This is a genomic window from Roseateles sp. P2_H4 (assembly GCF_056403315.1).
In genome coordinates, this window is the sequence record NZ_JBFUFR010000065.1 from 1 (window position 1) to 25,665 (window position 25,665).

Annotated in this window: 22 protein-coding genes; 10 read left to right on the top strand and 12 right to left on the bottom strand. The window is 69.0% G+C overall.

Going from position 1 to position 25,665, the window contains the following annotated elements; all coding sequences use genetic code 11:
• The 4 genes from AC1DW3_RS29135 to AC1DW3_RS29150 form a co-directional block, all read right to left on the bottom strand.
• Positions 1–304: type 1 glutamine amidotransferase family protein (locus tag AC1DW3_RS29135; protein WP_477937497.1), on the bottom strand; the 304-nt coding region annotated here is incomplete at its 3' end.
• A 4-nt stretch (positions 305–308) separates the two neighbouring features.
• Entirely contained in the window at positions 309–1,700 is a 1,392-nt protein-coding gene (locus AC1DW3_RS29140; protein WP_477937499.1) for a YfcC family protein, read from the bottom strand.
• Complete coding sequence (locus tag AC1DW3_RS29145; RefSeq protein ID WP_477937501.1) at positions 1,697–2,815, bottom strand: M14 family metallopeptidase; 1,119 nt, start codon at positions 2,813–2,815, stop codon at positions 1,697–1,699. Before AC1DW3_RS29145 ends, AC1DW3_RS29140 begins: the two co-directional genes overlap by 4 nt.
• A 1-nt stretch (position 2,816) precedes the next feature.
• On the bottom strand, positions 2,817–4,043 hold the full coding sequence (locus tag AC1DW3_RS29150; RefSeq protein WP_477937503.1) for a cyanophycinase: 1,227 nt from the start codon (positions 4,041–4,043) through the stop codon (positions 2,817–2,819).
• A 239-nt stretch (positions 4,044–4,282) separates the two neighbouring features.
• Here AC1DW3_RS29150 and AC1DW3_RS29155 point away from each other — a divergent pair, with 239 nt between their 5' ends.
• Positions 4,283–6,967, top strand: coding sequence for a TonB-dependent receptor (locus tag AC1DW3_RS29155; protein ID WP_477937505.1), 2,685 nt, complete (start codon positions 4,283–4,285; stop codon positions 6,965–6,967).
• 30 nt (positions 6,968–6,997) lie between these two features.
• On the opposite strand, the gene AC1DW3_RS29160 is transcribed toward AC1DW3_RS29155, so the two are convergent.
• Together AC1DW3_RS29160 and AC1DW3_RS29165 are read right to left on the bottom strand one after the other, a co-directional pair.
• Positions 6,998–10,348: an EAL domain-containing protein gene (locus tag AC1DW3_RS29160; RefSeq protein ID WP_477937507.1), complete on the bottom strand. Its 3,351-nt coding sequence runs from the start codon at positions 10,346–10,348 to the stop codon at positions 6,998–7,000.
• A 184-nt stretch (positions 10,349–10,532) separates the two neighbouring features.
• Positions 10,533–12,008 carry a peptide MFS transporter gene (locus AC1DW3_RS29165; protein ID WP_477937509.1) on the bottom strand — a complete coding sequence of 492 codons (1,476 nt, stop codon included), beginning with the start codon at positions 12,006–12,008 and terminating at the stop codon, positions 10,533–10,535.
• 110 nt (positions 12,009–12,118) lie between these two features.
• On the opposite strand from AC1DW3_RS29165, the gene AC1DW3_RS29170 reads away from it, so the two are divergent.
• Together AC1DW3_RS29170 and AC1DW3_RS29175 are read left to right on the top strand one after the other, a co-directional pair.
• Positions 12,119–15,304 (top strand): carboxyl transferase domain-containing protein, encoded by a 3,186-nt coding sequence (locus AC1DW3_RS29170; RefSeq protein WP_477937511.1) that lies wholly within the window; start codon positions 12,119–12,121, stop codon positions 15,302–15,304.
• Positions 15,304–15,651, top strand: a complete 348-nt coding sequence (locus AC1DW3_RS29175; RefSeq protein ID WP_477937513.1) for a nuclear transport factor 2 family protein — start codon at positions 15,304–15,306, stop codon at positions 15,649–15,651. The genes AC1DW3_RS29170 and AC1DW3_RS29175 overlap by 1 nt, the downstream gene beginning before the upstream one ends.
• A gap of 22 nt (positions 15,652–15,673) precedes the next feature.
• On the opposite strand, the gene AC1DW3_RS29180 is transcribed toward AC1DW3_RS29175, so the two are convergent.
• On the bottom strand, positions 15,674–15,856 hold the full coding sequence (locus tag AC1DW3_RS29180; protein WP_477937515.1) for a CopG family transcriptional regulator: 183 nt from the start codon (positions 15,854–15,856) through the stop codon (positions 15,674–15,676).
• A gap of 63 nt (positions 15,857–15,919) precedes the next feature.
• On the opposite strand from AC1DW3_RS29180, the gene AC1DW3_RS29185 reads away from it, so the two are divergent.
• Complete coding sequence (locus tag AC1DW3_RS29185) at positions 15,920–16,663, top strand: YoaK family protein (protein ID WP_477937517.1); 744 nt, start codon at positions 15,920–15,922, stop codon at positions 16,661–16,663.
• Positions 16,664–16,687: 24 nt separating this feature from the next.
• Positions 16,688–17,449 carry a spermine/spermidine synthase domain-containing protein gene (locus AC1DW3_RS29190; protein WP_477937519.1) on the top strand — a complete coding sequence of 254 codons (762 nt, stop codon included), beginning with the start codon at positions 16,688–16,690 and terminating at the stop codon, positions 17,447–17,449.
• Here AC1DW3_RS29190 and AC1DW3_RS29195 read toward each other — a convergent pair.
• A complete protein-coding gene (locus AC1DW3_RS29195) occupies positions 17,446–18,210 on the bottom strand; it encodes a cytochrome P460 family protein (RefSeq protein WP_477937521.1) in 765 nt (254 codons plus the stop codon). The genes AC1DW3_RS29190 and AC1DW3_RS29195 overlap by 4 nt on opposite strands.
• Before the next feature lie 201 nt (positions 18,211–18,411).
• Between AC1DW3_RS29195 and AC1DW3_RS29200 the strand changes: the two genes are divergently transcribed.
• The 3 genes from AC1DW3_RS29200 to AC1DW3_RS29210 are packed head-to-tail and all read left to right on the top strand — an operon-like array spanning position 18,412 to position 20,276.
• The gene (locus tag AC1DW3_RS29200) at positions 18,412–18,963 is read left to right on the top strand and encodes a DUF3455 domain-containing protein (protein ID WP_477937522.1); all 552 of its coding nucleotides are present in this window, start codon (positions 18,412–18,414) and stop codon (positions 18,961–18,963) included.
• Between the two features lie 45 nt (positions 18,964–19,008).
• Positions 19,009–19,563, top strand: a complete 555-nt coding sequence (locus AC1DW3_RS29205; protein WP_477937524.1) for a sigma-70 family RNA polymerase sigma factor — start codon at positions 19,009–19,011, stop codon at positions 19,561–19,563.
• Positions 19,560–20,276 (top strand): anti-sigma factor, encoded by a 717-nt coding sequence (locus AC1DW3_RS29210; RefSeq protein WP_477937526.1) that lies wholly within the window; start codon positions 19,560–19,562, stop codon positions 20,274–20,276. Before AC1DW3_RS29205 ends, AC1DW3_RS29210 begins: the two co-directional genes overlap by 4 nt.
• Here AC1DW3_RS29210 and cfa read toward each other — a convergent pair.
• The 3 genes from cfa to AC1DW3_RS29225 all read right to left on the bottom strand — a co-directional run bounded on the left by cfa (position 20,273) and on the right by AC1DW3_RS29225 (position 24,045).
• A complete protein-coding gene (gene cfa / locus AC1DW3_RS29215) occupies positions 20,273–21,451 on the bottom strand; it encodes a cyclopropane fatty acyl phospholipid synthase (protein WP_477937528.1) in 1,179 nt (392 codons plus the stop codon). The genes AC1DW3_RS29210 and cfa overlap by 4 nt on opposite strands.
• A 93-nt stretch (positions 21,452–21,544) precedes the next feature.
• Positions 21,545–22,483, bottom strand: coding sequence for a 4-hydroxyproline epimerase (locus tag AC1DW3_RS29220; protein ID WP_477937530.1), 939 nt, complete (start codon positions 22,481–22,483; stop codon positions 21,545–21,547).
• Positions 22,480–24,045, bottom strand: coding sequence for a methyl-accepting chemotaxis protein (locus AC1DW3_RS29225; RefSeq protein ID WP_477937532.1), 1,566 nt, complete (start codon positions 24,043–24,045; stop codon positions 22,480–22,482). The genes AC1DW3_RS29220 and AC1DW3_RS29225 overlap by 4 nt, the downstream gene beginning before the upstream one ends.
• Positions 24,046–24,148: 103 nt before the next feature.
• Between AC1DW3_RS29225 and AC1DW3_RS29230 the strand changes: the two genes are divergently transcribed.
• On the top strand, positions 24,149–24,727 hold the full coding sequence (locus AC1DW3_RS29230) for a hypothetical protein (RefSeq protein ID WP_477937534.1): 579 nt from the start codon (positions 24,149–24,151) through the stop codon (positions 24,725–24,727).
• Positions 24,728–24,782: 55 nt separating this feature from the next.
• The gene (locus tag AC1DW3_RS29235) at positions 24,783–25,277 is read left to right on the top strand and encodes a hypothetical protein (RefSeq protein ID WP_477937536.1); all 495 of its coding nucleotides are present in this window, start codon (positions 24,783–24,785) and stop codon (positions 25,275–25,277) included.
• Here the strand turns inward: AC1DW3_RS29235 and AC1DW3_RS29240 are convergent.
• The coding region (locus AC1DW3_RS29240) for a diguanylate cyclase domain-containing protein (protein WP_477937538.1) at positions 25,274–25,665 on the bottom strand (392 nt) is incomplete at its 5' end. The genes AC1DW3_RS29235 and AC1DW3_RS29240 overlap by 4 nt on opposite strands.

A 25,665-nucleotide genomic window follows, 5' to 3' on the forward strand; every position in this document is an offset into this window, starting at 1 on the left:
GCGCGACGCCGTCCGTGGCCCAGCGGCGCAGCAGTGCGAGGGCGCTTGCATCAGGTGGCGTGGGCTCGGCGGCGATGACGAAGACGGCATGCCAGTCGGCCGGTGGCGCCGCGCTGCCGGCCTGCACGGTCACACCGCCCTGGGCAGTGATCAACCCACCGCTCATCGACAGCGCCTCGGCGCGGTACAGGGCCTCGTCCTGCAGCTCGTTGGCGGCCTCCAGGCTGTCCACCACGGCGGCCAGCGCGAGCAGCGGGAAACCCGGCTCCAGCAGCAGGCCGATGYGGCGGACGGGTGGCGTCATGCGCTCACTGTACCCAGCCCGTCAGTGCAGGGAAGGCCAGCAGGGCCAGGGCCATGACGAGGTAGAGGCCCTGCAGCGGCAGCATCCAGCGCACCCACTGGCCGAAGGGCACGCCGGCCAGCGCCAGCACGCCGACGGTGATGCCCGAGGTCGGGATGATGGGCGTGGTCAGTTCGCCCAGCTGGAAGGCCAGCACGGCGGTCTGGCGCGTGACGCCGACGAGGTCGGCCAGCGGCGCCATGATGGGCATGGTCAGCGCGGCCTGGCCGGTGCCGGAGTGGATGAAGAAGTTGATGAGCGACTGGATGGCGAACATCTTCTGCGCCGCCAGCACCGGCGTGCTGGACGCGACCAGCGGCGCCAACGCGTTCAGCAGCGTGTCGATGATCTGGCCCTCGCGCATCAGGATGACGGTGCCCTTGGCCAGCGCGATGACCAGGGCCGTGCCGACCAGGTCGCGCGCGCCGTGCAGGAAGGCGGCCATGAAGTCGTCTGCCGACAGCTTGGCCACCGCACCGACAGCCACGGCCATGACGAGGAAGAGGGCGGCGATCTCCTCGATGTACCAGCCGAACCCGACGACGCCGCCGATCATGACCAGCAGCGTGCCGGCGAACAGCCACAGCACCGCGCGATGGCGGCCGCTCATGCCGGTGAAGGCCTCGAAGCGGGCCAGGTCCAGCGTCTTGCGCCGCTCCTGGTCCATGACGTAGCTGGGGCTCAGCTCGGGCGAGCGCTTGATGCGCGCGGCCCACCACATCAGGAAGGCGATGGTGACGCTCGTCGCGATGACCCAGCACAGCGCGCGATAACCCAGACCCGAGAACATGGGCACGCCGGCAATCCCTTGCGCCACGCCGACGTTGAAGGGGTTCAAAAAGGCCGTGGCAAAGCCCACCTGCGAGCCGACGAAGGGGATGGCCACGCCGGTCAGGGTGTCCAGCTTCAGCGCCAGTGCCAGCGGGATGAAGATCAGCACGAAGGGGATGGCCTCCTCCGCCATGCCAAAGCTGGCGCCACCGAGCGAGAACAGCGTGACGAAGACCGGGATGACGGCCAAGCGCACCAGGGCCGAACGACTGTGGGCGCGGGCGACGGACTTGATCAGCGCGTCGATGGCCTCGGTGCGCTGCAGCACCGCGAAGGCGCCGCCGACGATCAACACGAAGCCGATGATCAACGCCGCTTCGACAAAGCCCTTGATGGGCGCCGTCAGCAGTGCCGTCAGGCCCTGGGGCTTGGCATCGATGAGATGAAAGCTGCCGGCGACGATCAGCGTCTTGCCGTTGACCAGCTCGGTCTGGAAGCGCCCACCGGGCACGATCCAGGTGGCCGCCGCGATCAGTGCCAGCAGCGCGAACAGCAGCACATAGGTGTTGGGCAGGCGCAGCTTCATGGGCTCAACAGCTTGCCGCTGCGATAGGCGGTAGCACCGGCGATCTTGGCCAGGCGCATGCCGCGGATGGCGAAGCGGCGGGCGCTGCGGGCGAAGCAGCGGCCGCTGGCGCGGGCGTGCAGCGGCGTGCACTCATCGGTCAGCGGGTCGATGACCTCGGCGACCAGTTCGCCCGCCTCCACCCAGTCGCCCGGCGCCTTGTTGAAGACGACGATGCCGCTGGTGGGTGCGGTGATGGGCTCCACGCCTTCCAGCGGTGTGGGCTCGCAGGTGGGTGGCGGCGGCGGCGCCAGGCCGTCGACATGGCCGAGATGGCGCAGGAAGGCAATCAGCGCGTCGGCATCGTGCTCGGCCAGCTCATGCGTGACCTCGGTCTCGCCGCGCAGCTCGACGGTGGCGGCCAGGCAGGCATTGGGCTCGATGGGAAAGCGGCCGTCGAAATGCGCGGCCAGCTCCCACCAGATGCGCGAGATGGATTCGTCAAAAGGGTCGTCGCCCGACACCGCGCTGAACAGCAGCGCCTGGGCGCCGAGATAGCCGGCCAGCGGCCGCAGCGCTTCGATTTGCGGCGTGCCGGTGTAGACATGCATGACGGCCTGGTTGTCGCAGTGCAGGTCCAGCACCAGGTCGGCGTCCATGGCCAGCGTTTGCAGCAGGCGCTTCAGGGCTTCGGCTTCGCTGTTGGGACGCCAGGCTTCAAGCAGATGAAGGCAGGCGGCTCGGATGGTGAGCGTGTTGGCTGCCGCATCGGCGCCGAGCTGCGATTCGACCAGCGGGATCAGCGCCGCCGTCAGATGCTTGAACTGGCGGTTGAAGTTGACGCCGGTGCCCAGGTCGAAGCGGCCGAAGGCCGAGCCCTGCACGTCCTGGGCGAGGCCGATGGGATTGGCCATGGGCACAAGGACGATCTCGCCGGCAATCGCACCTGCCGCGTCGAGTGCCACCAGACGCTCGATGAGCGCCTGGGCGACCAGCATCGGCGGCACTTCGTCTGCATGCAGCGAGGCCTGTAGATAGGCCTTGCGCCCCGACTCGCCGCGGCCGAAATGCAGGCTGCGGACATGGCGCTGCGTGCCGGCGCTGGCTGCCGGCAATTCGTGGTGGACGCTGCGCATGTCAGTTCGGGGTCAAAGGCGTGAACAGCGGCGTCGCCATGCGCACCGGGATGACATCCAGGCGGGCCTTCAGCACGGTGTAGTCCTCGCCGCCGAGCGCCCCGCTGAACCAGCCCACCAGGCCCGGCCCCTTGTAGAGGCGGAACTCGAAGCCCAGCTCGGGCGACAGGTCGTTGGGACGGGGCCTGATGCGATAGGCCAGGCCGCGCACCTCGGGCGCGCGGCCGTCCAGCAGCTGGGCCATGGCGGTGACGATGGTGTTGTCGGCCAGGATGTCGAGGAAGTAGTTCTCGTTCTGCAGATAGGGCTTGTAGTCGCTCGCGGCCGGGTCGATCTTCTGGTCGCGCAGCTTGTGGGCGGCGGGTGTGGTGACGCCGCTCTTGAGGTTGTGCTTGTCGCCGCGGTCCAGGTAGCTGATGAGGGCGCCGCGCAGGTTGAAGGCGGGCAGCTTGGTGTCGGCCGTGGCCTCGGACAGGTCCACCAGCAGGGCGCCCCGCGCGCCGACGATCTCGACCTCGCTGCCCTTGACGATGGCCGCCGTGTTCTCCTCCACGCCCAGGCCCAGCGTGTAGCCGAAGGCGCGCATGGCCGGCAGCATGCGGCCGATGCGGCCGCGCCTGAGGAAGTGCTGGTCCACGAACAGGTCGTGCCCGACGAAGCCCAGGCCGCGGTCGTATTCGCGGCCTTCACGCCACTGGCCCTTGAGGATCTGCATGTTGTCACCGGCGTCGCGGAACATCATGCGACTCATGATGGCCGCGCCGGCACTGCTGCCGGCCACCACGCCGCCGCCGTCGAAGACCTGCCAGATGGCTTTCAGCATGGCCGTCGGCTCGCCCTTGGGCTGCAGGGTGTCGACGATGTATTCCTGGGCGCCGCCCGAGAAGAACACTGCCTTGGACGCGGCGACCTTGGCGATCAGCTTGGGGTCGTTGAGGTTGGCCTGCAGGTCGACGTCCTTCTGGCGCGGCGCGACGGGAATGGCCTCGGCATTGGCGCCGTGGCGGTTCAGTGCCGCCACGATGAGGCCGGCGCTGCGCTCGGGGTTGGCCGCGGCCGTGGCGAACACGGCGATGGGCGCGCCGGCGCCACCGGCTTCCTCGACGACGCGTTGCCAGACGGCCTCGTTGTCGTTCTTCAAGGCACCACCGATGACGATGGCCGTGCCGGCGTGGGCGGTGGTGGCGCACCACAGTGCGACAAGCAGAAAGCGGGTCAGGAATCTCATGTCCCGATCTTGGCAGCGCTTGCGCGGCTGAACCAGCGGGTTGGACCGGGCTCGCGCGGCGGACGCAATTGCATGTCGCTTGTAGGCAAGCGCTGTTGCGGCGTTGCGCACCTCGTTTGCCGAGAAGCGACGCGCATTTGCGTGCAAGCGACCGCCACGCCGAAACCCCATAGGCAAGCCCTGCACCGCCTCCCTAACCTGAATGGCATCCGCTCCCATCCATTCATCACGAGGCCTTCATGACCCGCTCCTTCATCCGGCACCCGCTGGCACACGCCGCCCTGATGCTCTGCGCCGTCGCCCTGCCTGCCCAGGCACAACAAGACCAGAAGCTCGAACGCGTCGAGATCACCGGCTCCAGCATCAAGCGCGTGGACGCCGAGACGGCGCTGCCGGTGCAGACCATCAAGCGCGAGGACATCGCCAAGTCCGGCGTGACCACCGCCGCCGAGCTGCTGAAGAACATCAGCGCCGCCACCGCCAACCTGGGCGACGGTGCCTCCATCACCGACAACTCCGGCGGCCAGCGCGGCTTCAACGGGGCCAACCTGCGCGGCATCGGCGTGTCGTCGACGCTGGTGCTGCTGAACGGCCGCCGCCTCGCCAACTTCGCCTCGCCCGGCGACTCGGCCGGCGTGGACCTGAACAGCATCCCGGCTGGTGCCATCCAGCGCGTCGAGGTGCTGAAGGACGGCGCCTCGGCCATCTACGGCACCGACGCCATCGGCGGCGTCATCAACTTCATCACGCGCCAGGACTACCAGGGCATCGACGTCAACGCCTACGCCTCCGGCACGAAGGAAGGCGGCGCCGGCAAGAAGACCTTCACCGTCAGCGGTGGCGTGGGCGAGCTGGCACGCGATGGCTACAACGTCTTCGCGACGCTGGACGTGCAGCGCCTGGATGCCCTGCGCTCCACGCAGCGCGAGTTCATCCAGCAGCGCCCCCTGGTCAGCACGGTGCCCTACTACCTGTCCAGCCGCCCCTACCCCGGCAACATCCGCTTGTCGGGCACGGCGTCCACGCGCGCGGCCCAGCTTGCCGCCATCAACGCGGCCGGCTACCTCTTCAACGGCAAGCCCTACACGCAGCGCACGGTCAACCTGTTCGCACCGACCTGCAACCCGCCGGCCTCCGTCTACGCGCCCACGCAGATCGGCGCCGAGGCCTGCGGCTATGACTACATGGCCGACACCGAGATCTATCCCAAGTCCGACAAGACCTCCTTCGTCACGCGCGGCGTGGTGGACGTCGGTGGCGGCCACCAGCTGTTTGCCGAAGCCCTGCTGGCGCGGGCTGAGACGACCTATGTGCTGTCGCCCAACCCGACGACGCTGAGCGGCGTGACCTGGGCCGCGGTGAACCCCTTCCTGCCCAAGGCGGTGAATGACAGCCGCACATTCGAAGTGCGCTTCCGCGCCACCGAACTGGGCAACCGGACCAACGAGGTGACGAGCGACGCCAGCCGCTTCGTCGTCGGCGCCAAGGGCACGCTGTTCGGTGACTGGGACTACACGGCCGGCGCCAGCCATGCGAAGAACGAGGTCAAGGACCGCTACGTCAACGGCTACTTCAAGTTCAACGAGCTGCTGCAGGCAGTGAAGGATGGCAAGGTCAACCCCTTCGGCCCTTCGCCCGCGGGCAGCCAGGCGCTGATCCAGTCGCTGCGCATCGACGACGTCGCCCGCCGCGGCGAGGGCGCCACCTCGGGCCTGGACTTCAAGATCACCGGCACGCTGGCCCAGCTGGAAGGCGGCGAACTCGGCCTGGCCCTGGGCGCCGAACTGCGTCGCGAGACGCAGAAGTTCGCGCCCTCGGCCCTGCTGGTGGGCAACAACATCGGCGGCGACCGCGATTCATCCGGTAGCGCGCCGGCCCTGGTCGCCACCAGCTATGGCCGCAATATCGCGTCGGCCTACGCCGAGCTGAATGCGCCGGTGACCAAGACCCTGGAGATCCAGGCCGCGCTGCGTGCCGACCACTACGAGGGCGTCGGCAGCTCCGTGAACCCCAAGCTCGGCCTGCGCTACCAGCCCAGCAAGCAATTGGTGCTGCGCGCCTCGGCCGGCACGGGCTTCCGCGCGCCGTCCTTCAGCGAGCTCTACCGTCCGACCAGCTACGGCACCAGCCCGGCCTTCCTCTACGACAAGGTGTATGACGCCTTCGACCAGTACCCGACGCAGAAGGTGGCCAACCCCGACCTCAAGCCCGAGAAGAGCAAGCAGGCCTCGGCCGGCATCGTCTTCGAGCCGGTCAAGGACAGCACCATCAGCCTGGACTACTGGCGCATCACCAAGACCGATGTCATCAGCGACCTGTCCGGCAAGATCATCCTGGAGAACCCGACGCGCTATGCGAGCTACATCCAGCGCGACCCGGCCGACGACTACCCGACGCTGATCCTGAAGAAGGAGAACCAGGGCGGGCTCAAGACCTCGGGCCTGGACCTGGATGCACGCTGGCGCTCGGCCGCGAGCGACATGGGTCGCGTGGGGCTGAACTTCAGCGGCACCTACGTCATCGAATACAAGCGCCAGTTCGGCCAGGCCGAGGGCTTCCTGGAGAACGCCGGCCGCTTCCTGCAGGACCAGGTCATCCAGCGCTGGCGCCACCGGGTGTCGGGCGACTGGGACTTCGGCCCGCTGTCGCTGACGCTGGGCAACAGCTATTTCTCCAGCTACACCGACGACAGCTATCTGCCCGACACCGCGCCGCGCAAGGTCAAGGCCTATGCGCTGTGGGACACCAGCGCCAGCTACCGCTTCAGCAGGCAGTTCAGCGTGCGCGCCGGCGTGCAGAACCTGCTGAACACCGCGCCGCCGTTCAGCAACCAGTCCTACTACTTCCTGTCGACCTTCGACCCGACCTACACCGACCCGCGCGGCCGCAGCTGGTTCGTCAGCCTGAGCTGGCAGATGCGTTGATAGGCAGAGCTTGCCGCGCGCCAGGCGTGATCAACCCACTCGTGTGGCGGGCGGCACGAAGCCTTGCTGCCACGCCTGGAACTCGGCTGCCGGCATGGGTCGGGCGATGAAATAGCCCTGGGCGGTGTCGCAGCCCAGCCGGGCCAGCTGCTCCCAGTCTTCCGCGGTCTCGACGCCCTCCGCAACGATGAGGCGGCCGAGGTCGTGCACGAGGTCGATGGTCGAGCGAACGATGGTGGCCGAATCCTTGCTGCGCGACATGTCGCGCACGAAGGACTGATCGATCTTGATGTACTCGACGGGCAGGCGCTGCAGATAGCTCAGCGAGGAATAGCCTGTGCCGAAGTCATCGATGTGCAGGGGAATGCCGAGCTCGCGGAGATCATGCAGGACGGCCAGCGCGAAGGAGGCGTCCTCCATCAAGGTGCTCTCGGTGATCTCCAGTTCCAGCAGCCCGCGCTCGGTCCCGAAGTCGGACAGCAAGCGTTGGATCAGGTCCAGCAGATCGTCGTCGCGCAGATTGCGGGCCGACAGATTGACAGCGATGGGCAAGGCGCAACCCTGGCGCGCCCAGCCGCGATTCAGCCCCAGCACCGATGCCAGCATCCATTCGGTCAGCGGCTTGATCAGGCCCGTGTGTTCCGCCAGCTCGATGAACTCCCCGGGGGGCACGAGGCCGCGGACGGGGTGTTGCCAGCGCACCAGCGCTTCGGCGCCGCACACCTGGCCGCTGCGCATGTCGACCTTGGGTTGCAGATACAGCCGCAGCTGATCGCTGTCGATGGCGCGCTTGAGCTCCGAGGCCATGCTGAGCCGGCTGGGCTGATCGCGATTGCGCTCGGCGTCGAAGAAGGCGTGTTTGGCACCGCGCTGCTTGGCCTGGTGCAGCGCGATGTCCATGTGCCGGAAGACGTCGTGCGGCGTCGAACCATGCTCGGGGAACAGCACGATGCCGGTCTTGAAGGACACGTCGAGCGGGATGTCGGCGACATGAAAGGGCTGCGACAGCGCCTCGTCCAGCTGGCGCGCCAGTGCCGAAGCGGCCTGTCTGTCGGCATCACCCAGCAGGATGGCGAACTCGTCGCCGCGCAGCCGCACCACGAGGGCTTGCGGTGGTGTGGCCTGCTGCAGGCGGGCCGAGAACTCACGCAGCATCGCATCGCCATGGGCGAAGCCGAGGGCATCGTTCACCTCCCTCAGCCGGTCGATATTGGTCTGCAGCGCGGCAAAGGGCTGACCCCGGCGGACCGCCTTCTCCAGCGCTGCAGAGAAACTGGCCTGATTGGGCAAGCCGGTCAGGGCATCGAAATGCATCAGCCGGACCATGGCGGCACGCGTGCGCTCCTGCTCGACTCGAGCGCGCAGTGTCGCGATGCCGAAGGCAAGGTCGCCGGCCGACTCCGTCAGCAGCGTGACCTCGTCGGCATCGAAGGTCTCGGCCTCGGCGTCGTAGATGGCCAGGGCGCCTATGACGTCTTCGCCGACGCGCAGCGGCAGGCCGATCGCGGACCGGTGTGGGCCGAGATGGCGTTGCCAGGCGGCATAGGCGCAGTCCTGTCGCATGTCGCCCACGACGCACAGGGCGCCGGTGCGCGTGGCCACGCCGGCGACACCGGAGCCGAATTCGTCGTCGGCCCAGCTGACCTTCAGCAGGCGCAGGGCGGCCAGGCCACCCTCATAGCCGCATTCGGCGACCGGCTGCAGGGTCGGGGCGGCAGCGTCGCCGCGATACCAGATGACGGCCAAGCCATAGCCACCTCCTGCGACGATGGCATGGCACATGCTGTGCAACAGATCGTCCTCGTCCTGGGCGCGCAGCAGGGTGCGGTTGCCCGCGCTCAGGGTGCGCAGCGCCCGGCTGACACGTTCCAGGTCGCGCACCTGCTGGGCGAGTTCGTCATTGAGCGCATGGATGCGGGCCTCGGCGCGCTTGCGCTCCGTGATGTCGGTGCCCATGACGTAGTAGCCGGCCACACGCTCGTCGGTGTCTCGCTGAGGCACATAGCTGATGACCTGCCAGACGCCGGGGAATGGCTCCCAGTCATAGGTCAGTGGCTCGCCCCGCAGCACCTGGCCAATCAGCGGCGCGGCGATCGCGTAGCGGGCATCGCCCAGGATCTCGCGGACCGAGCAGCCGACGATGTCGTCGCGGTCCGGCGCGAAACGATCACGGTACTGCTGGTTGGCGTAGACATAGTGCTGGGTCTCATCGACATAGGCGATCAGCGCGGGCACATTGCTGGCCACGCTGCGCAGATGCGTCTCGCTCTGCCTCAGCTGGGCGGTGCGTTCCTGCACGCGCTCGGTCAGCCATTCGTTCTGGGCCTCGATGCTGCGCTGGGCCTGCCGCTCCAGCGTCACATCGCGGAACACCAGCACGCTGCCGCGCAGCCGCCCGGCCAGGTCGCGTTTGGGCGTGACGCTCATGGAGACGGGGCAGGTGCTGCCGTCCCGTGCCAGCAGCAGCGCGTCGCGCTCGCCGCTCTGTGCCATGCCGCCGCTGAGCACCTCGGACACCGGGCAGGTGATCGGCGGGCCACCGCTCTCCTCGCTGACGCTGAACACCTCCTGCACGTGCCGGCCCAGGGCCTGTGCCGCCGGCCAGCCGGTCAGGCGCTCGGCCACGGGGTTCATGCGGCTGACCAGCCCTCCGGTGTCGGTGGCCATCACTGCTTCACCGATGGAGAGCAGCGTGATGGTCAACCTTTCCTCGCTTTCTTCCAGCTGGCGCCGGCCCCAGGCTGCTTCGCGCAGTTGGCGCCGCAACATCAGATAGGTCACGATCAGTTGCGCCGACAGCAGGGCCGCCGCCCCGGCGCCGAACAGGCGCATCAGCCGGGCCGTCCTCTCGCGTTCGGCGCTGTGCCGGTCGAGCCGCTCGCGCTCGTCCTGCTCCATCGCGTCCAGCAGCCGATGCGTGCGCGTCCGCGTTTCCTTCAGCGGAAAGGTGGCGACGAGGCCATTGGCCGCCGCCACGCCCTGGGCCTTGCGCATGGCCTCGATCTGCCTTGACAGGGCGATGCGCTCGTCGATGACCGCCCGCAGCTCCGTCCAGCGCGCCTGCTGGGTCGGGTTGTCCTGCATCAGCCGTCTCAGTACCAGCATCACGGCCTCACGCCGGGTCACGGCCGCGTCGCGTTCAGCCAGCTGCTGTTCGTCCCCCGAAATGCGGTAGCTCTGCGTGCTGAGTTCAGCCTGCAACGTCATGGAACGGATCTGGGCCAGCTCATGCAACACGGCCGCGGTGCGTTCCACCCGCCGCGCGGCCTCGCCAGCCTCGCTCGCGAGCTCCCAGGTGACGGCACACAGCGCGGCGACAACCAGCATCGCCATGCCGAAGGCCAGCAGCACCTTGGCCTCGAAGCTGGTCCGCAACCTCATGACTCGCCTCCCCTGGGATGCGCAGTCAGGCAGCGTCTTGGTGAATCTTGCGCCGTCCGGACTGCATCTGGCTGGCGCCGTGCCTAACGGCGCTGCCTGTTGACGTTACACCCCAGTTTCAAGCAAGCAATGCGCAAATCAGTTGACGGGCGTCAAAGCGGCGCCGCAGACAGGTGGCTGAAGGCTAGGCGGCCAAGGGCTGGGCGGTGTCGCCGTCGATCAAACGCCTCAGCCACGGCCTCAGGCCGAACAGCACCACCCCGGTGATCAAGCTGCCCACCGCCAGCTGCGTGAACAGCGTCGCATAGGCCGCATTCGTCGTCAGCGGCGAGCCGTCCACCGGCTGGGACACCACGCCCGAGAAGTCGCCGGCGAACAGCGACGCCAGGCCCGTCACCAGCATCCAGCTGCCCATCATGACGCCCTGGTATTGCCGGGGCGCCAGGCGGCCGATCATGGCGTAGCCGATGGGTGAGATCAGCAGCTCGCCCACGCTCTGCAACACATAGCTGAGGAAGAGCCAGAAGAAGTCCGACTTGCCCGAGCCGTCGGCAAAGTGGATGCCGATGGGCAGCACGAGAAAGCCCAGGCCCATCAGCACCAGCGAGGCGGAAAACTGCATCGGGATGTCCACCGGCCAGCCGCGCTCGCGCCAGCGGGCGAACAGCCAGGCCAGCAGCGGCCCACCGATGGCGATGGAGAAGGCGTTGATGTTCTGCACCCACTGCGGCGCCACGGGCACGCCCCAGACATTCATCAGCACATTGCCCACCGCATAGAGCTGCAGGCCGTTGGGTGCCATCTGGTAGAGCGACCAGAACACCAGCGAGCCCGCCGTCAGCACCAGATAGGCCTGCATGCGCTGCTTCTCGGCCCGCACCGGATGGCGCAGGGTCATGACGATCAGGACGACGGCCACCAGGGCGCAGAAGGCCTTCATGCCGATGGAGGTGTCGCCGGGCTGCTTCAACAGCCACACCAACACGGGCACCAGGCCCACCAGCACGGCGCAGCCGATGGCGAAGCGACCCCAGAAGTCGACACCGCGGCGCTGGGCCAGGGGCGTGCTGCGATCGGCCAGCGTGCGCCAGAAGATCAGCGCCACGACTATTGCGGCGGCATTGCCCAGCGTCGCGAACCAGAACAGCGACGAGTAATCCTCGCTGAGCTGGAACACGCCCGACACCGTGAAGCCGATGAAGAAGCCGACGTTCATGCCGGCGTAGTTCCACAGGAAGGCGGCCTCGCGGCGGTTGTCCTCGGGCTTGAAGCGCTGCGTCAGCATCATGTTCACGCAGGTCACGTTCAGGCCGCAGCCGGTCAGGAACAGGGCCATGCCCCAGTACAGGCCTTCGAGGCTGCCGCCGGCCACGGTGCCGCAGCCCAGCACCTGCAGCAGCATGCCGCCCACGAACAGGTTGCGGTTGCTCAGGAAGCGCCCGCCCAGGTAGCCGCCGAACAGATGCAGCCCGTAGTTGAAGGCGCCGAACACGCCGGTGATCAACGCGGCCTGTTCGCTGGTGAAGCCGTGATGGCGCGTCGTGTACAGCGTCAGCGTGAACTGCAGGACGGCGAAGCCCAGCGTCGCGAAGACCTGGATCAGGAACAGCACCGCAGACCCTTCGGGAATGCGTGCCTGGAGTTGTTGGAGTCGGCTCATGGGGCGCGGATTGTCCAGGCGCGAAGCGAGGTTTCGTGTGGGTGTCATCCCGCGGACAGGGCGTCGCCAGCCCCCCGACTAGGATGGCCCGAGCCGTTTCCCCTCTGTCCATGGCCGCTCCACTCATGCCCGCCTTTACGAAAGTTTTCGTCGCCAACCGCGGCGAGGTCGCGTTGCGCGTGATGCGCGCCCTGCACGACCTGGGCAGCCGCGGCGTGGCCGTGCACGCGGCGGATGACACGGCCGCGGCGATGGCCGACGAGGTCGTCGCGCTGTCGGGCAGCGGCCCGGCGGCCTATCTCGATGTCGACGGCCTGGTCGCCATTGCCAGGCGCACTGGTTGCGACGCTGTCCACCCAGGCTACGGATTCCTCAGCGAGCGGGCCGACTTCGCGCGCGCCTGCGCAGCGGCCGGTCTCGTCTTCATCGGCGCAACGCCCGATCAGCTCGAACTCTTTGGCGACAAGGCGCGTGCACGGGCCCTGGCCCAGCAATGCGGCGTGCCGGTGCTGGCGGGCAGCGAAGGCGCGCTGACGCTGGAACAGGCGCGGGCCTTCCTCGACGCCCAAGGCGGTGACGGCATCCTGCTCAAGGCCATCGCCGGCGGAGGGGGCCGAGGCATGCGGGCCGTGACCCGTACCGGCGATCTCGCTGCCGCCTATGAGCGTTGCCGCTCGGAAGCGCGCGCGGCCTTCGGCATCGACGGCGTCTATGCCGAGCGCCTGATGCGCGGTGCCCGGCACATCGAGATCCAGGTCATCGGCGACGGCCGCGCGGTGCTGGCCCTCGGCGAGCGCGACTGCACGCTGCAGCGGCGCTTCCAGAAGCTCGTCGAGATGGCGCCCAGCCCGGTGCTGGACGATGCCATGCGCGGGCGGCTGAGCGATGCGGCCTTGCGCATGGCTCGCGCGGTGCACTACCGCGGCCTGGGAACCTTCGAGTTCCTCGTCGATGTGGCCCGTGGCGAGTTCGCTTTCATCGAGACCAACCCGCGCCTGCAGGTCGAGCACACCCTCACCGAGGAAGTGACCGGCCTGGATCTCGTGCAGCTGCAGATCCAGATCGCCGCCGGCTGCAGCCTGGCCGAGCTGGGTCTGGCCACTGCGCCACGGCCCCAGGGCTTTGCGATCCAGTGGCGCCTCAATGCCGAAGCCCTCGGTGGCCGACTGTCACGCCTGGATCTGCCCGCCGGCCCCGGTGTTCGCGTCGACACCCATGCCGTCGCTGGCACGTCACCCGCGCCGAACTACGACAGCCTGCTTGCCAAGCTCATCGTGCGCGGTCCGCGTTTCGCGGACGCGCTCAGGCGCTCCCAGCGGGCTTTGGCCGAATGCCGCGTCGAAGGCGTGGCCACCAATGTCGAGTTGCTGCGGCGCCTGGCCGTTCGACCCGAACTGGCAGGGCTTGAGCTGCATACCGGCTGGCTCGAAGAGCATCTGGCCGAACTCTTGCCGACTGTCGAGAGCGAGTTCGCCGACCCGCATGCGGTCACCACCGCCACGCCGGGCCGGCTGCTGCAGTTCAGCGTCGCCGTCGGCGATCGCGTCGCGGCCGGTGCCGAACTGGGCATCGTCGAGGCCATGAAGATGGAACATGTGATCGCCGCACCGCGCGCCGGTCGCATCGCCGCGCTGACCGCGGCCGTGGGCGCCATCGTCGAAGCCGGTCAAAGCCTGATCCTGCTGGAGCCCGACGACGACGCCGGCATGCCGACCGAGGCGGGCAGGGCGGCGAGCGACCCCGACCACATCCGTCCCGACCTGCAACGCCTCATCGATCGCAGTGCCTTCACGGTGGACGCCGCGCGCCCCGATGCCATCGCCAAACGCCATGCCCAGGGCCTGCGCAGCGCGCGCGAGAACATCGCCGATCTCTGCGATGCCGGCTCCTTCATCGAATACGGCGCCCTCGCCGTCGCCGCCCAGTCGCGCCGCCGCACGCCCGTGGACCTGATCGCCAACACGCCGGCCGATGGCATCGTCACCGGCATCGGCGCAGTCAATGGCGGCGCCTTCGGCGAGGAGAAGTCACGCACCGTCGTCATGGCCTATGACGCCACCGTGCTGGCCGGCACCCAAGGCGCGCGCAACCACGCCAAGACCGACCGCATGCTGGGCATCGCTGCCGAGCAGAAGCTGCCCCTGGTGCTGTTCGCCGAAGGCGGCGGCGGCCGGCCGGGCGATACCGACATGCCCGTCGTCGCCGGCCTGCATGTGCCCACCTTCGCCAGCCATGCGGCCCTGTCCGGCCGCGTGCCCGTCGTCGGCATCGCCGCGGGGCGCTGCTTTGCCGGCAATGCGGCCCTGCTGGGCTGCAGCGACGCCATCATCGCCACGCGCGCCAGCAATATCGGCATGGGCGGGCCGGCCATGGTGGAGGGCGGCGGCCTGGGCCTGTTCAAGCCCGAGCAGATCGGCCCGGCGAGCGTGCAGCATGCGAACGGCGTCATCGACGTGCTGGTGGACGACGAGGCGGCCGCAGTCGCCGCGGCGAAGCACTATCTGTCCTTCTTCCAGGGCCGCATGCCGCAGTGGACGGCGCCGGACACGCGCGCGCTGCGCCATGTCGTGCCCGAGAACCGGCTGCGCGTCTACGACAGCCGCACCGCACTGCAGGCGCTGTTCGACGCGGGCAGTGTGCTGGTCCTGCGCAGCGGTTTCGGCGCCGGCATCCACACGGCGCTGGCGCGCCTCGAAGGCCGACCCGTCGGCGTGCTGGCGAGCAACCCGCTGCACCTGGGCGGCGCCATCGATGCCGACGCGGCCGACAAGGCGGCGCGCTTCATGCAGCTCTGCAACGCGCATGGCCTGCCCATCGTCAGCCTCATCGACACGCCGGGCTTCATGGTCGGGCCCGACATCGAAGCCCGGGCCCAGGTGCGCCATGTGAGCCGCCTCTTCGTCACCGCCGGCGCACTGCGCGTGCCCTTCTTCGCCGTCGTGCTGCGCAAGAGCTATGGCCTGGGTGCGATGGCGCTGGCTGCGGGCGGCCTGCACCGGCCCGTGTTCAGCATCGCCTGGCCCACGGGCGAGTTCGGCGCGATGGGACTGGAAGGCGCGGTGCGCCTGGGCTTTCGCAAGGAGCTGGAGGCGCTGCCGGCAGGCCCGCAGCGCGAGGCCCTGTTCCAGCGCCTCGTCGCCCAGCAGTACGCCAATGGCGAGGCCCTCAACCTCGCAGCGACGCTGGAGATCGACGCCGTCATCGATCCCGCCGACACGCGTTCATGGCTGGCACGCGGCCTGGCCTCGGCGATCACCCGGCCCCTGCCCAACCACCGCTTCGTCGACACCTGGTGATGCGTTCAGCCCGACTCGACCTCGTGCGCGCCTACCTGGCCGCCTATGCCGCGCGCGACCTTGCCGCCGTGGCGGCGATGTTCGCCGACGCGATCACGCTGCGTGACTGGAAGATCCGCGTCGTCGGCAAGGCCGCGGCGCTGGCCGAGACGCGCAAGAACTTCGAGTCGGTGGAGAGCCTGCAGATCGATGTGCTGGCGGCCTACGAACGCGAAGGCGGCGCGGCGGCGGAGCTGAAGATCGACATCAATGGCCGCGACACCATCCATGTCGTCGACGTGTTCGACTTCGATGCCGACGGCCGTATCGCCGCCATCCGCGCCTACATCGGCCGCGGCGATGACTGAGCCGCGCGGCTGACGCGCCCGCTCAGCGCGGCGTGGTGGAGTCGACGCCGGGCTTGAACTCCACGCCGTGCGCGGCCAGGTAGTCGCGGATCAGCCGCCTCACCACTTGCGAGGGCGTCACGTCCTGCTGCGCGCACAGGGTCTCGAAGGCTTTTTTCTTGTCCGGGTCGATCAGCACCGTCAGGCGGGCGGTCTTTTGCTCCATATCGGCTCCTATGTTAATGAAATGATAATTGCAAACGTACGCAATTCACATTAGATTCGCGTTGTGACCCTCAGCTTCCTGCACCGCCTCACCGGCAAGCACCGCACGCGGTCGGCCAACCGGCAGTTGGGCGCTGTGCTGGCCTTCGTGGCCGGGGCGGTCAATGCGGGCGGCTTCCTGGCCGTGCGGCGCTACACCTCGCACATGACAGGCGTGATCTCCGGCGTGGCCGACGATCTGGCCACCGGTGGTTTCGCGCTGGCGGTGGCGGGGCTGGCCTCGCTGCTGGCCTTCATGGCGGGTGCGGCCTGCACGGCCTTGCTCATCAACTGGGCGCGTCGGCGCCAGATGCACAGCAAGTACGCGCTGGCCCTGCTGCTGGAGGCCGCGTTGCTGCTCGCGTTCGGCCTGCTGGGCGCTCATCTCGACACACTGACTCGTCTGCTGGTGCCGACCGCCGTGCTGCTGCTGTGCTTCATCATGGGCCTGCAGAACGCCATCGTGACCAAGATCTCCCAGGCCGAGATTCGCACCACCCACATGACCGGCGTCGTGACCGACTTGGGGCTGGAACTGGGCCGGCTGCTCTACTGGAACGGTGCCACCGCGCCCGACTCGGTCCACTTCGTGCGCGCCAACCGCGACAAGCTCTTCATCCACAGCCTGGTGCTGGGCCTGTTCTTCGGTGGCGGCCTCGTCGGCGCGCTGGCCTTCAAGCACTTCGGCTTCTCGGCAATCCTGCCCATCGCACTGCTGCTGGTGCTGATGGCTTCGCCGCCGCTGATCAATGACCTGCAGCGCGCCTGAGCGCCGCCGCCACACCCGCACACCATGCCCGACACCGCCGACTCGCAGCATTTCGTCAAGCCCTTCGTCTACGAGACGCTGGATACCCGGGCCCTGCATTTCACGATCTGCGAGATCCAGAGCCGCATGAAGGTGCAGCAGCCCGACGCCCTGGACCTGGCCTACACGCGCACGATGATGGCCTTCCTGCTCTTCGTGCCGCGGCCGCAGACGCTGGCCATGATCGGGCTGGGTGGTGGCTCCATGGTCAAGTTCTGCCACCGCCAGCTGCCCGCCACCTGCATCGAGGTCGTCGAGATCAATCCCCACGTCATCGCGCTGCGCGATCAGTTCCAGGTCCCACGGGACGATGCGCGCCTGCGCGTGCGGCGTGGCGACGGCGCCGACTTCGTCCGCCACACCCATGACCGGCTGGACGTGCTGCTCGTGGATGGCTTCGACCACGAAGGCCAGCCGCCGGCCCTGTGCTCGCAGGCCTTCTACGACGACTGCCGCACGGCGTTGTGCGCGGATGGTCTGCTGGTGGTCAACCTGCACACGGCCCACCCCGAGTTCCCGCTGCATGCGGCCAGGCTGCAGCGGGCTTTCGATGGTGAGGTTCTCTTCGTCGGCGACAAGGACTGCAGCAACACCGTCGCCTTCGCGGGCCAGGGCGCGCTGCGGGGGGCGCCGCGGGCCGGTGCGATGCACAAGCCGCGGCCGCTGGCGCGCCAGGCCTGGGACGAACTCCTGCCTGCCTTCGCCCGCGTGGCGGCGGCACTCCAGCAGCAGCGCGACGAAGGCTAGTTGGTCGCCGGCTGGCGCAGAGCCGCCAGCGTGAACAGATAGCTGTCCGCCGCCTTGGGCTGGTGGCAGGCCAGGCAGCGCGGCTGCTGCAGGGCCAGGCGCGGCGTGCCATCGGCACTCCAGACGCCGTAGTTCCAGTTGCCATTGCGCAGCAGCGGCGGGATGGCGTCGCCCCAGCCGGCGCGCGTTTCCATGCCGACGTAGGTCTTGATGGTGCCCGGTGTCCAACGGCCATCGGCACCGATCTGCGGGGTGTAGTTCACCGACAGCAGGATGGAACCTTCGGGCAGGGGCTTGCCGGCGCGCGCGGCGTCCAGGGCCGGCCGGTTGGCATAGCGCAGCGTCAGCGTCTTGTTGGTCTCGTCCTGCTCGCGCTTGTATTCGACATAGGCCTGCGGGAAATCCTTGGGCAGGGCCATGGCCGACACGGTGGCGGCGTGCGGCGCCGTGGCGGCGGCGTCCGAAGGTGCGGGTGGCAGGCTGCTCCAGTAGGCGGACAGGGCCTTGATGTCGTCCGCGTTCAGCTGCGCCGCCATCGCCGCCATCAGGTCGTTCTTGCGCGTGCCGGCCTTGAAGGCCTCGAGCTGGCGGGCCAGATAGGTCGCCTTCTGGCCGGCGAGATTGGGGATGTCCGGCGCGATGCTGACACCGGCCACGCCATGGCAGGCCTGGCAGGTGGCCACCTTGGCCGGCGGTGCCTCGGCCAGCACGGTCGAGCCCACCAGGGCGAGAGCAGGCAGCAGCAGACGAACAACGGGCATGGCAGCTCCAGGGGGCTTGGGGGGCTTGGGGGCGATGGCCATGCTGCGCGCAAGCCGGCGCCGCGGCCACCAGGAAAGCCCCAGGCCTTGCGATGGAATATTTCTTTGGAGCCCTGCATCCAAAGCCCGGGCTGGTGGCTAGTGAGAGGGTGAGCTGCGGCCACAACCCGTGTTTCAACCCTCTCTTGATGGAGATTCAGCATGCACAAGATCACCCCCACCGTCCTGGCCTGCGCCGCCGTTCTCGGCCTGTCGGCCTGCGCCGGCATGGCCCCCCCGGCCCCCGTCTTCAGCCAGGCGGCGCTGCCGGAGGCCGTCAAGGTGCCGGCCGGCCACCGCGTCGTGATGGAGACCGTCGGTGTCGGCGAGATCACCTATGAGTGCCGCGCCAAGGCCAGCACGGCCGGCGCCTTCGAGTGGGTGTTTGTCGGTCCCAAGGCCGATCTGAACAGCCGTGCCGGTGCGAAGCAGGGCACGTATTTCGGCCCGCCGGCCACCTGGGCGTCCAACGACGGCTCGCGCATCACCGGCACGCAGGTGGCGGTGGCGCCGCACACGGCGGGCAACATCCCGCTGCAACTCGTCAAGGCCAACCCGGCCTCCGGCCCGGGCGCGATGTGGGACGTGAGCTATGTGCAGCGCGTGGCGACGCAGGGCGGCGTGGCGCCGGCCGTCGCTTGCGACGCAGCCGGCGTGGGCCGCAAGGAAGTGGTCAAGTACCAGGCCGACTACATCTTCTGGAAGGCCGCCTGACCCGAACGAGCGGTGGGCTAGAGTCCACGCGGACTTGAGCCCTCTGTGCCCTTGAACCTCTCGCCCTTCGACTATGAAGCCGCGCTGCTCGCCTGCGCGCGGGGCGAGCGCTTTGCGCTGCGCGCGCTGTATGAACGCGAGGCGCGCTGGCTGCTGGGCGTGGCGCTGCGCATCGTGCGCGACCGCGAGCGTGCGGAGGACGTGCTGCACGACGCCTTCGTGCAGGTCTGGGAGCACGCCGCCAGCTTCCAGCCGGCGTTGGGCTCGGCGCGTGGCTGGATCTACACCGTCGTGCGCCACGCGGCGTTGAAAGCCGTGCGCGAGCCCGGCCGTCTGCAGGTGATGGACGTGACTGAATTGACCGCCCTGTCCGACGCGCAACAGCGCGACGCACCGGTCGATGACGATCGCGGTCTCGACGCCGACAGCCTGGAGCGCTGCCTGCAGCGGCTGGAGGCGCCGCGCCGCGCCTGCGTCGTGCACGCCTTCGTCGACGGCTACACGCATGAGGAGATCGCGGCGCGGCTGAACACGCCGCTGGGCACCGTCAAGTCGTGGATCAAGCGCAGCCTGGCAAGCCTGAAGGAGTGCCTGTCGTGATCGCCCTGCAGGACCCCATCGAGCGTGATGCCGCGGCCGGCGAGTATGTGTTGGGCACGCTGAGCGCCGAGGATCACGCGACCGTGGTCGCCGCACTGCCGCAGGACGCGGCGCTGCGGGCCGCGGTCTATGCCTGGCAGGACCGCCTGCTGTCTCTGAGCGCCCAGGCGCCAGCGGTGCAGCCGGCGGCTTCGGTGTGGACACGCCTGTCGCTCGCGCTGGACAGCCGACAGCCGCCGCCCCAGGCAGCGCAGACCCGCACGCCCTGGTGGCAGGGCTTGCGCTTCTGGCAGGGCCTCAGTGCGGTCGGCGCGGTAGCGTCGCTGCTGCTGGCGCTGCGCCTGCTCGCGCCGCTGCCGGTGGCCGACGGCGCGCGCTACGTGGCCCTGCTGGAGAGCCCCGACGAGCGCCATGTGGCCGGCTGGGTGGTGGAGGTGCAGGCCGGCGGCGCGCTGCGCCTCGTGCCGGTGGGCGACATGCCGCCCGTGCCGCCCGGGCGCTCGCTGCAGTTCTGGACCAAGCCGCAGGGCGCGGCAGGGCCGACCTCGCTGGGCCTGGTGCGCGCCGGGCAGCCGGTGGAGATGCCCGTCACGCGCCTGCCCGCCGTCGGCGCGCAGCAGCTGTTCGAAATCACGCTGGAGCCCGAGGCCGGTTCGCCGATAGCCAAACCCACCGGTCCCATCCTGTTCGTGGGCCGCACCGTCGCGCTCTAGGGCCGGAAGGAACGATAGACGCCGCGCCGTTCGGGCCGGCTCAGCACCAGCTGCCACAGCTGACCCTGGCGCGAGCGGAAGAAGCCGGCGCAGCTCAGCAGGTAGTAGCGGAACATGCGGCGGAAACCTTCTTCGTAGCGCGTGGCCAGGCGCGGCCAGGCGGCCTCGAAGCGCTCGGCCCAGCTCATCAGCGTGCGGTCGTAGTCGGTGCCGAAGTTGTGCCAGTCCTCGACGATGAAGCGGCCCTCCAGCGCGCCCGCCAATTCGACAGGCGAGGGCAGCTTGCCGTTGGGGAAGATGTAGCGCTCGATCCAGGGATCGGTGTGCGGTGCGCGGCGGTCCACGCCGATGCTGTGCAGCAGCATCAGGCCATCGGGCGCCAGCAGCCGGCGCGCGGTGTCGAAGTAGGTGGCGTAGTTCTTCAACCCGACATGCTCGAACATGCCGACCGACACGATCTTGTCGAAGCGGCCCTGCAGGGAGCGGTAGTCCTGCAGCAGCAGCGTGACGGGCAGGCCGGCGCAGCGCGCCTCGGCCAGGGCCAGTTGTTCCTTGCTGACGGTGATGCCGGTGACGCGCACGCCATGGTGCTCGGCCGCGAATTGCGCCAGACCGCCCCAGCCGCAGCCGATGTCCAGCAGGGTCTCGCCGGGCTTGAGTTCGAGCTTGCGGCAGATCATCGCCAGCTTGTGCTCCTGGGCCTGCTCCAGGTCCCGGGCATGGGCCCAGTAGGCGCAGGAATAGATCATGCGCGAGTCCAGCATGGACTCGAAGACGTCGTTGCCGACGTCGTAGTGGTGCTCACCGACCTGGTGGGCCCGTTCGACGCTTTGCAGGTTGAACAGGCGCTGGCGCAGGCTTTCCAGCAACAACCTCAGCTTGGCACTGGCGGGGGCGGTGCGGTCGAGTTCGGCACGCATCAGGCGCTCGAACATCATGTCCAGCCGCTCGCAATCCCAGTCGCCGTCGACATAGGCCTCGCCGGCGCCCAGTGACCATTGCGTCAGGATGCGGCGATAGGTGCGGGCGTCGTGGACCCGCATGTCCCAGGGCCGCGTGCCGTTGATCTGCACGTCGGCGCGCGCCAGCAGCTCGCGCAGCACGGGGGGCGGCTGCGACGCCGCATGCGGCTTGGGCCCCTCGGGCCGGAACAGCGTGGCTTGCTCCGATGGCATGCGCAGCGACTCCTTTCGACGACGCTTCCAGTTTGCCGCCGCGGTCGCTGCGTTGCAGTCCCAGGTTTCAATGACTCACGATGCGCGGGGATATCAGGACGGCAGGCCCCAACCGAACGGGTCATCTGGCGCGATGAGCAGCATCGCCTCGGCGCTGATGAAGGCCTGGCCACGGATGGTGGGCACGATGCTTGCCGCATCCCTTTCGTACCAGGCCTCGAAGACGCTGCCGATGACGCTGGCCTGGCGCCAGACCTCACCGGCGGCGAGCTTGCCCGCCGCGGCCAGGCAGGCCAGCTTGGCGCTGGTGCCGGTGCCGCAGGGGGAGCGGTCGTACTGTCGGCCGGGGCAGAGCACGAAGCTGCGCGAGTCGGCCAGGGCCGGGTCGACGTCGACGAAGAGCTCGATGTGGTCGATGACGGCGCCGTCCGCGCCGCGGTGGCCTTGCGCGTGCAGGGCCTCGCCCAGCAGGGCCGCGTAGTCGGTCAGCGCGGCCACCCGATCAGGAACCACGGCCTGGCCATGGTCGGCGCACAGGAAGAACCAGTTGCCGCCCCAGGCGATGTCGCCGGTCACGGTCTGGCCCGTGGGGAGCTCGACGCTGACGCCGGCGGCCAGGCGGTAGGCCGGCACATTGCGCACGCTGACCCGCCCGTCCTGGTGCAGCGTCGCCAGCACGTTGCCCACCGGCGTCTCGATGACATGCTCGCCCGCCTCGATGCGGCCCAGATGCGCCAGCGTCGCGATCAGGCCAATGCTGCCGTGGCCGCACATGCCGAGGTAGCCGGCGTTGTTGAAGAAGATGACGCCGGCCGTGTGCGCGGGGTCCTGCGGGGCGCACAGCAGGGCGCCGACCAGCACTTCGCTGCCGCGCGGCTCCAGCAGCGTGGCGCGGCGGTAGCGGTCGTGCTCGCGGCCCAGCAGCTCACGGCGTTCGGCCATGGTGCCCGTGCCGAGATCGGGGAAGCCATCGATGACGACGCGTGTCGGCTCGCCACCGGTGTGGGAGTCGATGATCTGGATGCGCTTCATGGTCGCGCGACGGCGGCAGCGTCCAGCTTGAAGGCGGCCACCGTCTCCGCCAGCTGGCGGGCTTGATGTTGCAGGCTCTCGGCCGCCGCGGCGCTCTCCTCCACCAGGGCGGCGTTCTGCTGCGTGACCTGGTCGAGCTGGTTGACGGCCTCGCCGATCTGTCCCAGCCCCTTGCTCTGCTCGCCGCTGGCCGCGCTGATCTCGCTGATCAGGTCGGCCACGCGCCGCACCTGGGTCACGACGTCGTCGACGGTGCGGCCGGCCTCGCCGACCAGCTTGTTGCCGGCATCGACCCGCTCGACGCTGGCGCCGATCAGCGACTTGATCTCGCGCGCCGCCTCGGCGCTGCGCGTGGCCAGCGTGCGCACTTCGCCGGCCACCACCGCAAAGCCGCGGCCCTGCTCGCCGGCCCGGGCCGCTTCCACGGCGGCGTTCAGCGCCAGGATATTGGTCTGGAAGGCGATGCCGTCGATGGTGCCGATGATGTCGGCGATCTTGCGCGAGCTGGTCGTGATCTGGTCCATGGTGCTGACGACCTGCACCATGACCTGGCCGCCCGCCTCGGCCACGCGCGCGGCGCTGTCGGCCATCTGCGCCGCCTGGCGGGCCGTGTCGGTGTTGTGCTTCACGGTGGCGCTCAGCTCCTCCATGGACGCCGCCGTCTCTTCCAGGCTGCTGGCCTGCTCCTCGGTGCGCTGGCTGAGGTGGGCATTGCCCTCGGCGATCTGGCCGCTGGCCGTGGCGACGCTGTCGGCATTGCCGCGCACGCTGCCGACGATGGTCACGAGCGCATCGTTCATCTTCTGCAGTGCACACAGCAACTGGCCGGGCTCGTCCTTGCGGCTGGTGTCCAGGCGCAGGCGCAGGTCGCCCGCGGCCACCGTCTCGGCCGCGGCCACGGCCTGGTCGATGGGTGCGACGACCGAGCGCGTGATCAGCATCGCCAGGGCCGCGCCCACCGCCACGGCCAGCACCGCGGCCACCAGCACGGCGATGGCGGCGAAGTCCACCTTGTCGTCGGTGGCCTTGGCGGACTCGTGCATCTGCGTCTTCTGGAATTCCACCAGCGCCTCCAGCGCCGCGAAGTACTTGCCCTGGTAGGTGCGAGTCTCGGACAGCATCAGGTCACGGGCCGCGTCGGCCTCGTTCTTCAGCCCCAGGTCGATGACGCGCTGGATGGAGGCGTCGTAGGGCCCATGCGCCTGCGCGGCGGCGGCCATCAGACGGCGGCCCTGCTCCTCCTGGATGCCCTCGAGCTTCTTCTCGAGCCCGACGATCTGCGCGCGCGCGGCCGTCACGTCGGCCAGTTCCTTCTTCTTGCCGGCCTCATCGGAGAGCATGACGATGTCGCGCACCGACTGGGCGATCTCGTTGACGTGGTCCTTGATCGATTCGAGCTGCTGGACCTTGACCATGCGGTCCTCCACCATCAGCTCCAGCGCGGCGTTGATCTGGTGCAGCTGGGTGCGCGCATAGCCGGCCAGCAGCACGCTGAACATGATGGACAGCGCAAAGGCAAGCCCGAGGCGGCGGCCGATACGCAGGTCGTTGAGAAATCGCATGCTGTTTCTCCCGGGGCTGGACGAGCCGGTTCGGCCGCGCCTGTGTTGTGTCATCCTTTGGCCTCGCATCGCGAAGCGCGGTGCAGCGTAAGGCGGAACGGTCATGGCTGTCACTGGCAATCTGGGTGAAAAAGTTCTCGCGTTGGTGGCGGAGCCCCCGTTGGCGGACTGCGCGCCCAGCCCGCGGCCCCGCGATGCGGCCGCGCGCGTCATCGAGGGTGCCGCCGCCAAGGCTGGCCTGGCCGCCGGCACCCTGGCCCTGCCGCCCGGGCCGCTGGGTTGGGCCACCATCGCACCGGAGATGCTGGCCGTCTGGCAGATCCAACGCCAGTTGGTGGCCGATATCGCCGCCCTCTATGGGCGCAGCGCCGACCTCGGGCCGGCGCAGATGCTGTGGTGCCTGTTCCGCCACACCGCTGCCCAGGCCCTGCGTGATCTGACGGTGCGTGTTGGCGAACGGGTCATCGTGCGCCCCGCCGCCCAGCTGCTGCTGCAGCGTGTCGCCGAGGCCATCGGCGTGCACCTGGGCAAGAAAGCCGCCAGCCGGGTGCTGTCGCGCTGGGTGCCCCTGGTCGGTGCCGCGGGTGTCGGCGCCTATGCCTACTGGGACACGCGCCAGGTCGGTCGTGCCGCCTTACAGCTGTTCGAGAGCGAACAGGTGATCGAGAACGAGCCGGGCTAGCCGTCTCGGCGACAACCCTGTGTAACTTCTGTGTCCGGCCTGACAAACTCGGCCAATGCAATTGCCGGCCATCCTCGACATCGAAGCCTCGGGCTTTGGCCGTGGCAGCTATCCCATCGAGGTGGGGTTCTGTAGCGGCGAGGGCGCGCTGTTCTGCGGCCTGATCGCCCCTGAACCCGAGTGGCAGCATTGGGACGCTGGGGCCGAGGCCTTGCACGGCATCAGCCGCGAGCTGCTGCGGCGCCATGGCCGGCCGGTGCGCTGGATGGCCGAGCAGCTCAACGCCCGCCTGGCCGGCCAGACCGTCTACTGCGATGGCTGGGGCCAGGACTACCCCTGGCTGGCCCGCCTCTTTGACGCTGCGGGCCTGGGGCTGCGCTTCAAGCTGGACGACCTGCGCGGCTTGCTCAACGAAGCCGAGGCGCTGCGCTGGCGCGGTGTCGTCGATGTCGTGCGCCAGCGCCAGCGCCTGACCCGCCACCGCGCCAGCAGCGACGCACGCGTGCTGCAACTGGCGCTCAACGAGATCAAGAACGGCGTCGCCGCCTAGAGTTCCCCGCCTCGGTAGCAGCCGCGCCCGGCGCGCTTGGCCTCGTACAGGCTGGCATCGGCCCTCTCCACTAGCTGCTCCAGGCTGGCGGGCCCCGTCGCGACGCAGTAGCCCACGCTGACGCCGATCTCCAGCTCCAGCTCACCGATGTGATACGGGGCGCTGACGGCCTGCAGCAGCTTGCCCGACACGGCCGCCGCGGCGCGGGGGTCGTGCAGCTGTGGCAGCAGTACGGCGAACTCGTCGCCACCGAGGCGGGCGACCAGATCGGCCGGCCGCAGCGCATGGCGCAGGCGCAGGGCCACGGCCTTCAGCAGCGCGTCGCCGGTCGGGTGGCCGTGCTGGTCGTTGACGGGCTTGAACTTGTCCAGGTCGAGATAGAGCAGCG